The following is a 13,234-nucleotide window of genomic DNA, read 5'->3' as shown; positions in this document are numbered from 1 at the left end:
CCGAGCCGTCGCACCACGTGCGACCGACCCGGCGCAGCACCGGGGCCGCCTCCCGCAGGGAGGCGGCCCCGGTGCGTGTGTCACGGCACGTGTGTCACGGCGTGGGTGCGTCAGGGCACCACGACCACCACCACGGGCGAGTTGTAGCCGTAGCCGAAGCCGTTGTTGAAGCCGAAGAAGCCGCCACGGTTGAAGCCCCGGTTGAAGCCGAAGCAGTTACGGCCGTAGCAGCCGCGGTTGGTGGTGACGTGGGTCTGGGTCGACGCCGACGCGGTGCTCGCGGTGGCCACGGTGGCCCCGCCCGCCAGCAGCACGCCGACGGCGGACACCGCGGCGAGACGCCTCGCACGCTGTGCATTCATCGAACTGCCCTCCTTCCATTCCCCCGGCGCCGTTCCGGCACCGGAAGATGGCCGCACCCGCGCCTTCGGCGGGACACGGTCGTGGGTGGTGCCGCCTGTGTTCAGGAAGCAGGGCTGACGTTCCCCTGGTCGGCGGGGATGGCGCACGTCCGGCGCACCCTGCGGCGCGGCTCTGCTGAAAATGCTAGCGGCCGGATCAGCACCCGGCATCCGGACGCGAATCGGGCGTAAACGGGCTGCTCAGGAGCCCCGTGCAACCTTTCGTACCGTTCAGGCTTCCTATTTCCGGGGGGCCGACGGGATCATGCTCCCCGCAGCTGTCCGGACGAGAGAGGTTGAACGGGGAATGTCTGAAGAGGACGACTGGCAACGGGAGTTCGATCTTCGCTGGGCGGACTCCGCCCCGCACAAGGAGCCTTCCGCCCGCGCCCGGATGCTCACCGCCCGCTGGAAGGAGAACCCTCCGGACCCGGCCCCCTTCCGCGCCGACCCGGAGCCCGTGCGGCCCCGCCGCTCCTCCTGGATGTCCACCGCGGTGGTCCTGGGCTGCGTGGCCGCGGTGATCGTGCTGCTGGGTTACGCTCAGATACGGAACGGCTACTGACCGATCACGAGGAGTCACGGAAGCCGTCGGTCGGGTGAGCGGGCCGTCCGGCCCCCTCCCCACGCCGTGCGGCAGGTGCACACTGGACAGCGGGACGAAGGTGCCTGACTGCGGGGTGATGCAAGATGCGGAGCCGCTTGAGGACCGACCGGCGACTGACCGTGCGGATGACGGTCACGATGTTCCTGCTCGGACTGCTGTACGTGGCGTTCATCGCCGCGCTGCTCGTGCTGCTGAAGTCCTGGTTGCTGGTCGTGGTCCTGATGGGCGCGATGTTCGTGGCCCAGTTCTGGTTCTCCGACCGGATCGCGATGTTCGCCATGCACGGGCGGGTCGTGGAGCGGGAGGAGTACCCGGAGCTGCACGCGGTGGTGGACCGGCTGTGCGCGATCGCGGACATGCCGAAGCCGACGGTCGCCGTGTCCGAGATGGACATGCCGAACGCGTTCGCCACGGGACGCAACGCCGATCACGCCGTGGTCTGCGTGACCACCGGGCTGCTGCGCCGCCTGGAGCCCGGCGAGCTGGAGGGCGTCCTCGCGCACGAGCTGTCGCACGTGGCGCACAAGGACGTCGCCGTGATCACCATCGCCTCCTTCCTCGGCGTGGTCGCGGGCCTGCTGGTGCGCTTCGCCTTCTACTCGCAGATTTTCGGCGGGGGCCGCAGGGACCAGAACACCGCCGTCGTCTTCGCGGGCGTGATGGGCGTCTCGGCGGCCGTGTACGCGATCAGCTTCCTGCTGATCCGGGCGTTGTCGCGGTACCGGGAGCTGGCCGCCGACCGCGCGGCCGCGCAGCTGACCGGGCGTCCCTCGGCACTGGCCTCGGCGCTCACCAAGGTCACCGGGGACATCGCGCGCATCCCGACCAAGGACCTGCGTACGGCCCAGGCGTTCAACGCCTTCTACTTCACCCCGGCGACCGGCAAGGAGCCGGGCATCGAGCGGTTCTTCTCCACCCACCCGACGCTCCAGCAGCGGCTGGACCAGCTGGGCCGGATCTCGGCGGAGCTGGGCGAGACCGTACCGGGGGAGGCCGACCGGGCATGAGCGGGACCCCGGAGAACAACGGAACGGACAACATGGCGCTGTCGCGGAAGGCGGGCTGAGCGTTGGGCCTGCTGGACATCCTGCTGGGGCGCACCAAGCCCGTGGCCCCCGATCTCGACCAGCTGTTCGCACTGCCCTCCGCCGCCATCACGCTCCAGGCGGCGATGGGCTTCGCCCCGACCGGGCGGGGAGCGGTGTGCTTCGCCACCGTGGAGGGCGCGGCCTTCGAGCAGACCCACCGGGAGGTGCAGGCGCTGCTGGACGCGGACGCGGAGCGCGCCGGGACGCCGGTGGAGCTGCGCCAGGACGACTACGGCTACTCGTGGCTGGTCTCCCGCCGCTCCCCCGACCAGCTGCCGCAGCTCGTCAACGATCTGCACGCGGTGAACAGCTCCCTGGAGAGCAACGGCTTCGGCCCGCAGCTGCTGTGCTCGCTGGCCGGCTTCGCCGACGACTCGGGACGCGCGCTCGCGCTCGTCTACCTCTACAAACGGGGCACCTTCTACCCCTTCGCCCCGCTGGCCGGGGGCGGCGAGCGCCGGGACAACGCGCTGGAGCTCCAGGTGAAGTCCGTACTCGCCGACGACCTGCGGATCGAGCAGGACCTGTCCCGCTGGTTCCCGGTGTGGGGCGCCCCCGGTCTGTGAGCGCCCCGGCCGAGCCGGGCCGGCGGCGCCGGGCGGTCCCGCGGGGGACATGCCCGGCGCCGCGGGGGATCAGCGGCTGTAGCGCATCAGCGCCCGCACCATGCGGCACGTGGTGTCGGACGGCGGGCGCATGCCGATCGTCTCGGCGGTGCCCCGGATGGTGTCGTCGTGCGCCTGGTCCGGCAGGTAGACGCCGGAGTCGAGCAGGGCGATGGCCAGGCGCATGGCCTTCAGGCGCCGGTTGTGCGCGACGTACCACTCGCGGGGGCGGCCGGCCGGCAGGGGGCGCTTCACGGCGGGCTCGTACGGCGAGTCGAACAGCACGGGGTGCCGGGTGGTGGACTGGGTCGGCGACGGCTTCGGCTTGAGAGCGGCAGCGGGCACGGGCATCCTCCAGACGCGATCAGGGCGCCGGCCGGCGAGCCCGGCGGCACCCTCGAACACTGCTTCTATTCTACGGCCGACCACTGACAAAAGGCCCTGGCCACAAGGGCTTTGGGGGCTGTCGGTACAGGGGTGGCGCACGGGTTCTCGCGTACCGTGGAGACATGGAGATCTGGATCAATCCGGCCTGTTCGAAGTGCCGCAGCGCGATCAGCCTGCTCGAAGCCGAGGGCGTCGGCTACACCGTGCGGCGCTATCTGGAGGACGTGCCGAGCGAGGACGAGATCAAGGCCGTACTCGGGCGGCTCGGCCTGGAGCCGTGGGACATCACCCGGACCCAGGAGGCGGCCGCGAAGGACCTGGGACTCAAGGACTGGCCACGGGACGAGAGTTCCCGCCAGCGGTGGATCCGGGCACTGGCCGGCCACCCGAAGCTGATCCAGCGGCCCATCATCACGGCGGACGACGGCACGGCGGTGGTGGCCCGCACGGAGGAGGCGGTGCGGGAGGCCATCGCCCACGACTCCGCGTCCGGCTGACGGGGCGTCGTACGGGGGCGGCAGCGCGGGCCGGGGGCGGGCGCGAGCCGGACAGCGGGCGCGAGACGGGTGACGGGTGACGGGCGCGAGACGGACGACGGGCGCAAGCCGGGTGACGGGCGCGAGACGGACGACGGGCGCAAGCCGGACAGCGGGCCCGAGACGGACGACGGACGTGAGACGGACAGCGGACGCGAGCCGGACGACAAGCGCGAGCCGGACAGCGGGCGCGAGCCGGGTGACGGGCGCGAGCCGGACGACGGGCGCGAGCCGGGTAGCGGCGAAACCCGGGGGGCGGTGCGTGGGGTTCAGCCCGTCAGGAAGCCGGTCAACCGGTCGGTCAGCTCCGCCGGGGCCGCCTGGGGCAGGGCGTGGTGGGAGACGCCCGGCAGCACGGCGGTCGTGACGCGCGGCAGCAGCGCCTCGGCCGCCGCCGTGACCCGGCTCGGGTCGTGCACCTTGCCGGCCCCGGCCGCGAGCAGCAGCACCGGCACGTCGAGCGCGCGCAGCGCCCGTGCGTCCGGGCGCGGGCGGGTCACCGGTCTCGCGGCCGGGAACCCGGCACCGGCCTCCTGCAACCGCAGCCACTCGGGGGTCCGGGCCGCCGCTCCCCCGGTCTCCCACTCCAGGAAGGCGCGGACCCGGCCGGGCGTGGGCCGCAGCAGCATCGGCAGGGCGCGCAGCAGATACCCCGGCCGGTATCCGGTGAAGCACTCGGTCGGGTCCAGCAGGAACAGGCGGCGGACCCGGCCGGGGGCGTGCAGGGTGTACGACAGCGCGATCCAGGCGCCGTACGAGTGCCCGCCGAGGTCGGCGCGGTCGATGCCGAGGCCGCCAAGGAGCGCGTCCAGCCAGCCGGTCAGGTCGGTGAGCGTCCGGGGGTGCCGGCCGGGAGCGGGGGTGCTCAGGCCGGGGGCGCCGATGATGTCGGGGGCGTACACCCGGCGCGTACGGGCGAGGCCGGCGGCCTGGGCGTACCAGGACAGGGAGGTGGCTCCGCCGCCGCCCGGCAGCAGGAGCAGCGGGGGCGCGTCGCGCGGGCCGCAGACATGGACACGGGTCGCGCCGCAGGGGGTGGGGACGGTGAGCGCCTCGCGGTCGGCGGGCCACCGCGCCAGGAGCCCGTCGTACGCGCGCCGGAAGGCATCGCTGTCGTAACCGGTCACCGGACGGCCCCCTGCTGTCTCGTCGGTCCACCTCACCCTACCGGCCGGGCCCCTACGTGATCCGGGGCACAAAACCCCCAGGTAACACTGGGTTCACACCAGGGCAATGGCCGGGAAACGGCCTATGGGCAGGCTTCCGGGCAGATCGAGAGACGGCGCACGGCGCCGCACGGCACCCGCGAGTGCGTCCGAACCACCCCGAAGGATGTGTCCCCCGTGACCTTCAAGGCCGAGTACATCTGGATCGACGGCACCACGCCGACGGCCAAGCTCCGTTCCAAGACGAAAATCATCGCGGGCACTCCGGCCGGTCTCGACGCGCTGCCGCTGTGGGGCTTCGACGGCTCCTCCACCAACCAGGCCGAGGGCCACGCCTCGGACCGCGTGCTCAAGCCGGTCTTCACCTGCCCGGACCCGATCCGCGGCGGCGACGACATGCTGGTGCTGTGCGAGGTCCTGAACACGGACATGACGCCGCACGCCTCCAACACCCGTGCCGAACTGGCCGAGGTCGCCGCCCGGTTCGCCCCGCAGGAGCCGGTCTTCGGCATCGAGCAGGAGTACACCTTCTTCGACGGCGCCCGCCCGCTGGGCTTCCCCGAGGGCGGCTTCCCGGCTCCCCAGGGCGGCTACTACTGCGGTGTCGGCGCCGACGAGATCTTCGGCCGTGAGGTCGTCGAGGCGCACCTCGACAACTGCCTGAAGGCCGGTCTCGGCATCTCCGGCATCAACGCCGAGGTCATGCCGGGCCAGTGGGAGTTCCAGGTCGGCCCGCTCGCCCCGCTGGAGGTCTCCGACCAGCTGTGGGTGGCCCGCTGGCTGCTGTACCGCACCGCCGAGGACTTCAAGATCTCCGCGACCCTCGACCCCAAGCCGGTCAAGGGCGACTGGAACGGCGCGGGCGCGCACACCAACTTCTCCACAAAGGCGATGCGCGAGCGCTACGACGCGATCATCACCGCGTGCGAGGCGCTCGGCGAGGGCTCCAAGCCGCTGGACCACGTCAAGAACTACGGCGCCGGCATCGACGAGCGGCTGACCGGTCTGCACGAGACCGCCCCGTGGGACGAGTACACCTACGGCGTCTCCGACCGCGGTGCCTCGGTGCGCATCCCGTGGCAGGTCGAGGTGGACGGCAAGGGCTACATCGAGGACCGCCGCCCGAACGCCAACGTCGACCCCTACCTGGTGACCCGCCTGATCGTGGACACCTGCTGCACGGCGCTGGAGAAGGCCGGCCAAGTCTGAGCCACCCCGGAACACCCTCGGGACCCTCAAGGGCGCTCGCCGTTCGCGGCGGGCGCCCCTGACGTGTGTCCGGGGTGCGCCTCATCGGGTGCCCCTCTGTCCGCATTCTGAGACACCGATTCAGCCGTCTCCACACCCACAACTCGCTGATCAGGCGCTTGACTGCGGCCCCCGAAGCCCTCGCAACGCAGACTTCACGCCAATGGCACGTCCAAGCTGTGAGAGGACTCTCGTGCCCGGCGCGCGCCTCTGCTTCAATGGGCGCATGGCCAGCTTCCAGAAGATCACCGCGACGGGTCGTCACGACCTCGAGCCCTTCTGGCCCTCCCGCCAGCATCACGACTTCGACCGGGTGTGTTGTCGCGCGATCACCGCGCGGGCCCTGTGAAGCCGTAACCCCGGCCTTCGGCCAGCGCGGAACGACGTACGTCCCGGCGCGCCCCGACCACGAATCGCGGCCGCCGTCCCTCCCGACGAACCTCTCGCGCGAAAGAGCTGACCTCTCATGGCGACCACTCGTTCCGTCTCCCCCGTCTCCGCCGTCTCTCCCGCCCCCTCCGCGACCCCACTGAACGCCCCCGCCCGGCACCGGCTGCGCGCCGTCGACCGGGACGAGGTGGTCGATGTGGCGGACTTCCTGCCGCCGGGCGCCACCTGGCTGCCCGCCCCGCAGCACACCCTGCCCGTCCTGCCCGGCCGCCCGCCGATGGTCGGCTACCTGGTGCTGGTCCCCGCCGACCAGCAGCCGCCGTTCCTGCCGGTCGCGGTCCCGGACCAGACGGGACAGGCGGGACAGGCAGAACAGGCCGGGCGCGTGGGGCAGCCGGGCGCCGACCGTACCGGCCGGGCGGGCGCAGCGGTCCAGACGGCCTCCGAACCGCTGGTGCGGATCGACGCCGGGCGCCGCACCGCCTTCATCGAGGGCCGCGAACTCGACCTGACCTACCTGGAGTTCGAGCTGCTCGCCCACCTGGTGGCGCATCCGCACCGGGTGCACACCCGCGACCAGCTGGTCACCACGGTGTGGGGGTACGGCCATGTCGGCGACGGCCGCACGGTCGACGTCCACATCGCCCGGCTGCGCCGCAAGCTGGGCGCCGAGCACCGCCGGACCATCCAGACCGTGCGCCGGGTCGGCTACAAGTACATTCCGCCGACCGGCCGTTGAACCGCCGTTTCCGCCTTCGGCGTAGTCCCGCACCGCCCACCGCCTGACCGGGCAGGCTGCCCGGTATGAGACTTCTGGTGCTGGGCGGAACGGAGTTTGTGGGACGCGCCGTGGCCGAGGCCGCCGTGGGGCGCGGCTGGGAGGTGACCGTCTTCAACCGGGGCAGCCACCAACCCCCGCCCGGAGCAGCGGCGTTGACCGGTGACCGCACCGCGCCGGGCGGACTGGACGCGCTCGCCGAGGGCGACTGGGACGCGGTGGTGGACACCTGGTCGGCGGCCCCGCGCGCGGTGCGGGACACGGCACGCCTGCTGCGGGGCCGCGCCGGTCGGTACGCGTACATCTCCAGCTGCTCGGTGTACGCCTGGCCCTGGCCGGCCGGGGCCAGGGAGGGCGCCGCGCTGGTCGAGGGCGCGGCGGCGGACGCGGAGCAGCGCGAGTACGCCCAGGACAAGCGGGGTGGTGAGCTGGCCGCGCTGGAGTCCTTCGGCGCGGACGGCTCGCTGCTGGTGCGGGCGGGGCTGATCCTCGGGCCGTACGAGAACGTGGGCCGGCTGCCCTGGTGGCTGAACCGGATCGCCCGCGGGGGCCCCGTCCTCGCGCCCGGCCCGCGCGACCTGCCGCTCCAGTACATCGACGTCCGCGACCTCGCGGACTGGCTGCTCGGCGCCCTGGAGCGGGAGTTGAGCGGCCCCTACGACCTGGTGAGCCCGCCCGGTCACACCACCATGGGCGCGTTCCTCGACGCCTGCCTCGCGGCCACCGGTGCGGACGCCGAGCTGTGCTGGGCCGACCCGCAGACGGTTCTGGACGCAGGGATCGAGCCGTGGACCGAGCTGCCGGTGTGGGTGCCGCCGGGCGGTGAGATGCACGACGCCGTCCACGGCTGCGATGTGTCGCGGGCGCTCGCCACCGGGCTGGTCTGCCGGCCGGTGACGGCGACCGTCGTGGACACCTGGCGCTGGCTGACCGGCATCGGCGGCACCCCGCCCCGGCGGTCCGGCCGTCCCACGGTCGGCGTCGCGCCGGAGGCGGAGGCGAAGGTGCTGGCCGCGCTGCGGGACGGCGTCGTCGACGCCGCTTTCCCAGGTGACGGCCGCGCAGGCTGAGGGAGTACCCGGCAGCACCCCGAGTGGGGGTGCACCTAGCCCCACCCGAAGAGGGGGGCCCGGACCAGTGACCCGTGCCCCGCGGGTCGGCCAGACTCGCCGTATGAACAGCGACACCATGCGTGACCGGGCCCGGCAGTCTCTGCTCGCCGCCGTGCGGGGACTGGTGCTGGCCCTCATCACGCTGCCCTTCGGCATAGCGTTCCTGGTGCTGACCCTGCTCTCCCTCGCCTTCATCCCGCTCGGCATCGGACTGCTCACGACTCCCCTCGTGCTGACCGGAGTCAGGGCGCTGGCGGACGTGCGCCGCAGGCTGGCGGCCGAGTGGTGCGGGGTGCCCATCCGCGCGGTGTACCGGCCGATACCGCGCGGCACCAACCCGTGGACCCGCGCCTTCACGATGCTGGGCGACCCCCAGACCTGGCGGGACGTGCGCTGGCTGCCGGTGGACATGACGGCGGGCTTCTTCACCGCGCTGCTCCCGGCCGTGCTGCTGTTCTACCCCGTCGAGGGGCTGATGCTGCCCTTCGGGCTGTGGCGGGCGTATGCCCAGGGGGGCACCTACTGGTACGCGTTCGTCCCGGTCAGCGGGGAGGGCGGGGCCATCGTCGCGGGCCTGCTGGCCCTCGTGATCCTGCGGGTCGCCCTGCGGTTCACGCCGGGCCTGCTGACCGCGCACTTCCGGCTCGTCCGGGCGGTGCTGGGCAACGGCGAGGGCGAACTCGTCGAGCGGGTCCGGGTGCTGACCGAGACACGGCGGGACGCGGTGGACACCTCCGCCGCCGAACTGCGCCGCATCGAGCGGGACCTGCACGACGGCGCCCAGGCCCGCCTCGTCGCCATGGGCATGGACCTCGGCACCATCGAGATGCTGCTCGACAAGGACCCGGCGCAGGCCCGGCAACTGCTCACGCAGGCCCGCCGCAACTCCGCGGACGCCCTGGAGGAGCTGCGCGACCTGGTCCGCGGCATCCATCCGCCGGTCCTCGCCGAACGCGGACTGGGCGACGCGGTGCGGGCGTTGGCACTGCGGCTGCCGCTGCCCGCCGAGGTCACGGTGGAGCTGCCGGGCCGCGCCGACCCGCCGGTGGAGTCGGCCGCCTACTTCGCGGTCAGCGAGCTGCTCACCAACGCGGCCAAGCACGCGGGCGCCGACCGGATATGGGTGGATCTGCACCACACCGACGGCCGGCTGCGGATCACAGTCACCGACAACGGCAGGGGCGGCGCCGCGGTGGGCGCCGGCTCCGGGCTCGCCGGGGTCGAGAAGCGGCTCGGTACATTCGACGGCGTCCTGGCCGTCAGCTCCCCCGCGGGCGGCCCCACCATGGTGACCATGGAGATTCCGTGCGTGTTGTCCTAGCCGAGGACCTCTTCCTGCTGCGCGACGGGCTGGTCCGGCTGCTTCAGGCCTACGACTTCGAGATCGCGGCGGCCGTCGAGTCGGGCCCCGAACTGACGCGGGCACTGGCCGAGTCGCGGCCGGACGTGGCGGTGGTCGACGTACGGCTGCCGCCCACGCACACCGACGAGGGCCTCCAGTGCGCCCTGGCCGCCCGGCGCGCCCGGCCGGGGCTGCCGGTGCTGGTCCTGTCCCAGCACGTGGAGCAGCTGTACGCGCGCGAACTGCTCGCGGACGGCGAGGGCGGGATCGGGTACCTGCTCAAGGACCGGGTGTTCGACGCGGAGCAGTTCGTGGACGCCGTACGGCGGGTCGCGGCGGGTGGTACGGCGATGGACCCGCAGGTCATCCAGCAGTTGCTGGCCCGCGGCGGCCCGGCCGGGGACCGGCCGCTGGACCGGCTCACCCCGCGCGAGCGGGAGGTGCTGGAGCTGATGGCCCAGGGCCGGTCCAACGCGGGCATCGCCGCCCAACTGGTCGTCACCGAGCGGGCGGTGGCCAAGCACACCTCCAACATCTTCGGCAAGCTCGGTCTGGAGGTGTCCGACGACGACAACCGGCGCGTGCTCGCGGTGCTGGCGTATCTCGACGGAGGGTCCTGCTGAGGACCGGCCGCCGGCTCGATTCCGGGTGACCTCGGGGGTACATGTGTGCGAGGCTGACGCGGTGAACCAGGACTGGGACGACCGGGTGGACGCCGCGTGGGCCGCCTTCGAGCGCGGCGAGTACCCCGAGGAGCGGGCGGCGGAGTTCCGCGCCCTGATCGACGGCCTCGTCGCCGCACTGCCCGAGGACAGCGCGCGGGGTCCCTTCGAGCGGGCCTGCGCCTTCGACTCGACCGGGCACCCGGACCGTGCCGTGCCGCTGTACCGGGAGGCGCTGGCGCGCGGTCTCGACGGCTACCGGGGGCGGCGGGCGCGGATCCAGCTGGCGAGTTCGCTGCGCAACATCGGGCAACCGGAGGAGGGCGTCGAGCTCCTCACTCCCGAACTGGACGGCCCGAGCGACGAGTTGGACGACGCGGTGCGCGCCTGTCTCGCGCTGTGCCTGTCCAGCCTCGGCCGCGACCGCGAGGGCCTGTCCCTGGTGCTGGAGGCGCTGGCCGCCCATCTGCCGCGCTACCAGCGGTCGATGACCAACTACGCGCGCGCGTTGGTCGCTCCGGAGACCTGAAAGGGCCGGCTCCAGGGCCGCGCGCACGCCGGTGTCCGGCCGCGTCAGCATGTCGTACCGGCGCGGAGCCGCGCACGCACCGGCTCCGGAGGCAGCCGCCAGGCGACGGACGGCAACCCGCAGACGGCAGACGGCAGACGGCAGACGGCAGACGGCAGACGGCAGCAACGCGTCGCGCACCGAACCCGTGCCCGCGCCGTGCCCGGCCCCCTGAACTCACCGAAGCGGAGGGCCTGGACGCGCTGAACCGGAGAGCCCGGACGCACCGTTTCCGGCCGCCCGGACGTGTCGGCCCCGCGTCCCGAACCGGCCCGGACCCGGCCTGGAACCGGCCCGGACCCGCCGCCCCGGACGCATCGGCGGGGCGCTTGACGGTGACCAACCAAGGACTCGCTCGTTTTCCCGGACGTGCAGTCACAGGATGTAGCCCAGCGTCACGCACCCGCCTCCGGACCGGCCGACGTCGAGCAGGCCGAAGCCACGCTCGTCGAGCACTACCCACGACTGGTCCGGCTCGCCTATCTGGTCTTGCCACCGGGCCCCGGCCGCGGACGCCGGGTGCTGACCGCACACGCCCTCACCCAGCGCGCCCTGCCCCGGGGCAAGCAGGCCGACCGGATCCCGGCGCAGCCCGCGGGCCGTACCCCCGCCCGCCGGGGCCCCGCGGAGCCCGCGGCCCGCCCGGACGACCCCGGCTACGCCTATCTGCGCGAGCGCGTCCTGCGCGCCGCCCTCGCCGCCGCCCGCCCCCGCCGGGCCCTGCCCCAGCCGCTCCCCCGCGTCTGGGGCCTGCGGCTGCTCCCGCGCTCGGGCGGCGCCGACGAACTCGCCCTGGACCAACGGCTGTCCAAGCTGTCCGCACCGGCCCGCGCCGCCTATGTGCTGCGCGGCCTGGACCGGCTGTCCGACGACGACATCCGCGAGATCCTGGAGGCCGCCGGGGTGGACGATCCGGGCGGCGCGCTCGCCATGGCGAACAGCGTGCCCGCCCAGCCGGGCCTGCTGTCCTCGCCCGAGTTCGACCCCTGCACCCTCCAGGCCCGGCCCACCGATCTGCTCCGCCGCCGCCAGCACACCAGGGCCGCCCTCGGCGCCGCCGCCGCCCTCGCGGTGTGCGGGGCGCTGCTCGGGCTGCCGCACTCCGGCTGGGGCCCGGACGGCGCCGCCGCCCCCGCCTACGCCGAGAACCCGGCCGCCCAGGCCGCCCTCGACCCGGCGAAGCTGACCCGCGTCTCCCCCACCGCCTGGCACACCGCGGCCCGTACCGACTTCTCGGCGTGGCCCGCGCGCGGGCCGCTCACCGGCGACAAGGACCTGCTGCGCCGCGCCCTCGCGGTCTGGGCCCGGCCGGGTCAGAACGTCCGGGTCTCGGCCACCCCCGGCACCCAGACCGGTGGCCCGGCGGGCCCGCCCCAACTGCTGTACGCGGGCCAGGTCGACGCCGCCCGTGTGGTGATCCTCTACGACGGCCTGCGCATCGCCCGCTACGCCGAACCGGCCGACGGCACCCAGGGCGCCGCCCTGGACTTCGCGCGGGTGGACGGCGCGACCGGTGCCGAGGCGAGCGCCCTGGTCCTCGGCCGCGCCGACGGCAATGTGCAGTACCTGCTGGCCCCCTGGGTGAAGAAGGCGGCCACCCGCGACCTGATGAAGCCGGCCGCCGCGCCCGCCCCGCTCGCGGTCCACGGCGGCGTCACCGCCCCGCTGACCAGCCCCGCCCTGGCCACCGGCAACTGCACCTCCTGGACCGTGCTCCAGGTGACCGGCGGGTCCGGCACCCAGCTCGCCACCGACCTCGGTGAGCTGGTCCCGGCCCGCCTCACCGCGGGCCGCCCCGGCGCCACCGGCGAGGCCGCGACCACCGAAGGGCTCCAGGCGTGGGCGCCGTTCGCCTGCTCGCTGGCCACCGAGCGCTCCTCGGGCGTGCGCAGCGTCAACGCCTGGGACTTCGCAAAGCAGCCGCTGCCCGACGGCAGCGGGGCCGGTCAGTGGGCCTGCACCCGTGCCGAGACCTGGCGCGGGGACGGCGCCGCCGCGCTGGCCCAGTTCCGCGTCCCCGGCTCCCGCTACGGCGCGGTCACCGCGAAGGGCACCGGCACCGCGGCGTGCGGTCCGCGCGATCCGCATGTGCTGGCCGGGGTGCTGTGGAAGTCCCGCGGCGGGCACTGGTACCTGCTGGCCGCGGGCTCCCCGGACACGGTGGCGATCCACGCGAGCGGCGGGATCACCGCGTCCGCGCCGGGCTCGCTGCTGGTCGCCAAGGCCGCCCAGGGGGCGCAGGCCCAGCTGAAGGGCACGCTGGCGGGCGGCCGGGCGATCGAGGGGCTGCACTAGGACCCGTGGGCGGGGCGCTGCTGACACCGCCGTAAACAACCGGTGCCGT

15 protein-coding genes are annotated in these 13,234 nt (G+C 73.7%); 12 read left to right on the top strand and 3 right to left on the bottom strand.

Going from position 1 to position 13,234, the window contains the following annotated elements; all coding sequences use genetic code 11:
- Positions 1-110: 110 nt before the first annotated feature.
- Positions 111-362, bottom strand: a complete 252-nt coding sequence (locus tag ACE4Q9_RS24025; RefSeq protein ID WP_397986301.1) for a hypothetical protein — start codon at positions 360-362, stop codon at positions 111-113.
- A 346-nt stretch (positions 363-708) separates the two neighbouring features.
- Between ACE4Q9_RS24025 and ACE4Q9_RS24020 the strand changes: the two genes are divergently transcribed.
- The 3 genes from ACE4Q9_RS24020 (at position 709) to ACE4Q9_RS24010 (ending at position 2,662) form a co-directional block, all read left to right on the top strand.
- A complete protein-coding gene (locus ACE4Q9_RS24020; protein WP_397986300.1) occupies positions 709-966 on the top strand; it encodes a hypothetical protein in 258 nt (85 codons plus the stop codon).
- A gap of 125 nt (positions 967-1,091) precedes the next feature.
- Positions 1,092-2,015, top strand: a complete 924-nt coding sequence (gene htpX, locus ACE4Q9_RS24015) for a zinc metalloprotease HtpX (protein WP_397986299.1) — start codon at positions 1,092-1,094, stop codon at positions 2,013-2,015.
- A gap of 62 nt (positions 2,016-2,077) precedes the next feature.
- Positions 2,078-2,662 carry a hypothetical protein gene (locus ACE4Q9_RS24010; RefSeq protein ID WP_397986298.1) on the top strand — a complete coding sequence of 195 codons (585 nt, stop codon included), beginning with the start codon at positions 2,078-2,080 and terminating at the stop codon, positions 2,660-2,662.
- 69 nt (positions 2,663-2,731) lie between these two features.
- Here the strand turns inward: ACE4Q9_RS24010 and ACE4Q9_RS24005 are convergent, their stop codons facing one another.
- Complete coding sequence (locus ACE4Q9_RS24005; RefSeq protein WP_397986297.1) at positions 2,732-3,046, bottom strand: hypothetical protein; 315 nt, start codon at positions 3,044-3,046, stop codon at positions 2,732-2,734.
- A gap of 164 nt (positions 3,047-3,210) precedes the next feature.
- On the opposite strand from ACE4Q9_RS24005, the gene ACE4Q9_RS24000 reads away from it, so the two are divergent.
- The gene (locus tag ACE4Q9_RS24000; RefSeq protein ID WP_397986296.1) at positions 3,211-3,585 is read left to right on the top strand and encodes an arsenate reductase family protein; all 375 of its coding nucleotides are present in this window, start codon (positions 3,211-3,213) and stop codon (positions 3,583-3,585) included.
- Between the two features lie 308 nt (positions 3,586-3,893).
- Here the strand turns inward: ACE4Q9_RS24000 and ACE4Q9_RS23995 are convergent, their stop codons facing one another.
- Positions 3,894-4,751 carry an alpha/beta fold hydrolase gene (locus tag ACE4Q9_RS23995; protein ID WP_397986295.1) on the bottom strand — a complete coding sequence of 286 codons (858 nt, stop codon included), beginning with the start codon at positions 4,749-4,751 and terminating at the stop codon, positions 3,894-3,896.
- Positions 4,752-4,967: 216 nt separating this feature from the next.
- On the opposite strand from ACE4Q9_RS23995, the gene glnII reads away from it, so the two are divergent.
- The 8 genes from glnII (at position 4,968) to ACE4Q9_RS23955 (ending at position 13,185) form a co-directional block, all read left to right on the top strand.
- Positions 4,968-5,999 carry a glutamine synthetase gene (glnII, locus tag ACE4Q9_RS23990; RefSeq protein WP_397986294.1) on the top strand — a complete coding sequence of 344 codons (1,032 nt, stop codon included), beginning with the start codon at positions 4,968-4,970 and terminating at the stop codon, positions 5,997-5,999.
- A 265-nt stretch (positions 6,000-6,264) separates the two neighbouring features.
- Positions 6,265-6,387, top strand: coding sequence for a hypothetical protein (locus ACE4Q9_RS23985; RefSeq protein ID WP_397986293.1), 123 nt, complete (start codon positions 6,265-6,267; stop codon positions 6,385-6,387).
- Positions 6,388-6,504: 117 nt separating this feature from the next.
- A complete protein-coding gene (locus ACE4Q9_RS23980) occupies positions 6,505-7,167 on the top strand; it encodes a winged helix-turn-helix domain-containing protein (RefSeq protein WP_397986292.1) in 663 nt (220 codons plus the stop codon).
- A gap of 65 nt (positions 7,168-7,232) precedes the next feature.
- Complete coding sequence (locus ACE4Q9_RS23975) at positions 7,233-8,276, top strand: NAD-dependent epimerase/dehydratase family protein (RefSeq protein ID WP_397986291.1); 1,044 nt, start codon at positions 7,233-7,235, stop codon at positions 8,274-8,276.
- A 103-nt stretch (positions 8,277-8,379) separates the two neighbouring features.
- The gene (locus ACE4Q9_RS23970) at positions 8,380-9,639 is read left to right on the top strand and encodes a sensor histidine kinase (RefSeq protein ID WP_397986290.1); all 1,260 of its coding nucleotides are present in this window, start codon (positions 8,380-8,382) and stop codon (positions 9,637-9,639) included.
- A complete protein-coding gene (locus ACE4Q9_RS23965; RefSeq protein ID WP_397986289.1) occupies positions 9,624-10,283 on the top strand; it encodes a LuxR C-terminal-related transcriptional regulator in 660 nt (219 codons plus the stop codon). The genes ACE4Q9_RS23970 and ACE4Q9_RS23965 overlap by 16 nt, the downstream gene beginning before the upstream one ends.
- A gap of 61 nt (positions 10,284-10,344) precedes the next feature.
- On the top strand, positions 10,345-10,851 hold the full coding sequence (locus ACE4Q9_RS23960; protein ID WP_397986288.1) for a tetratricopeptide repeat protein: 507 nt from the start codon (positions 10,345-10,347) through the stop codon (positions 10,849-10,851).
- 408 nt (positions 10,852-11,259) lie between these two features.
- Positions 11,260-13,185, top strand: coding sequence for a hypothetical protein (locus ACE4Q9_RS23955; protein ID WP_397986287.1), 1,926 nt, complete (start codon positions 11,260-11,262; stop codon positions 13,183-13,185).
- Positions 13,186-13,234 lie beyond the last annotated feature (49 nt).

The sequence above is a fragment of the Streptomyces sp. AM6-12 genome (assembly GCF_044327085.1).
In the GTDB taxonomy this organism is placed as follows: Bacteria; Actinomycetota; Actinomycetes; order Streptomycetales; family Streptomycetaceae; genus Streptomyces.
The sequence above is the reverse complement of the archived record's forward strand: the minus strand, read 5'-3'. Positions and strand labels throughout refer to the sequence as shown.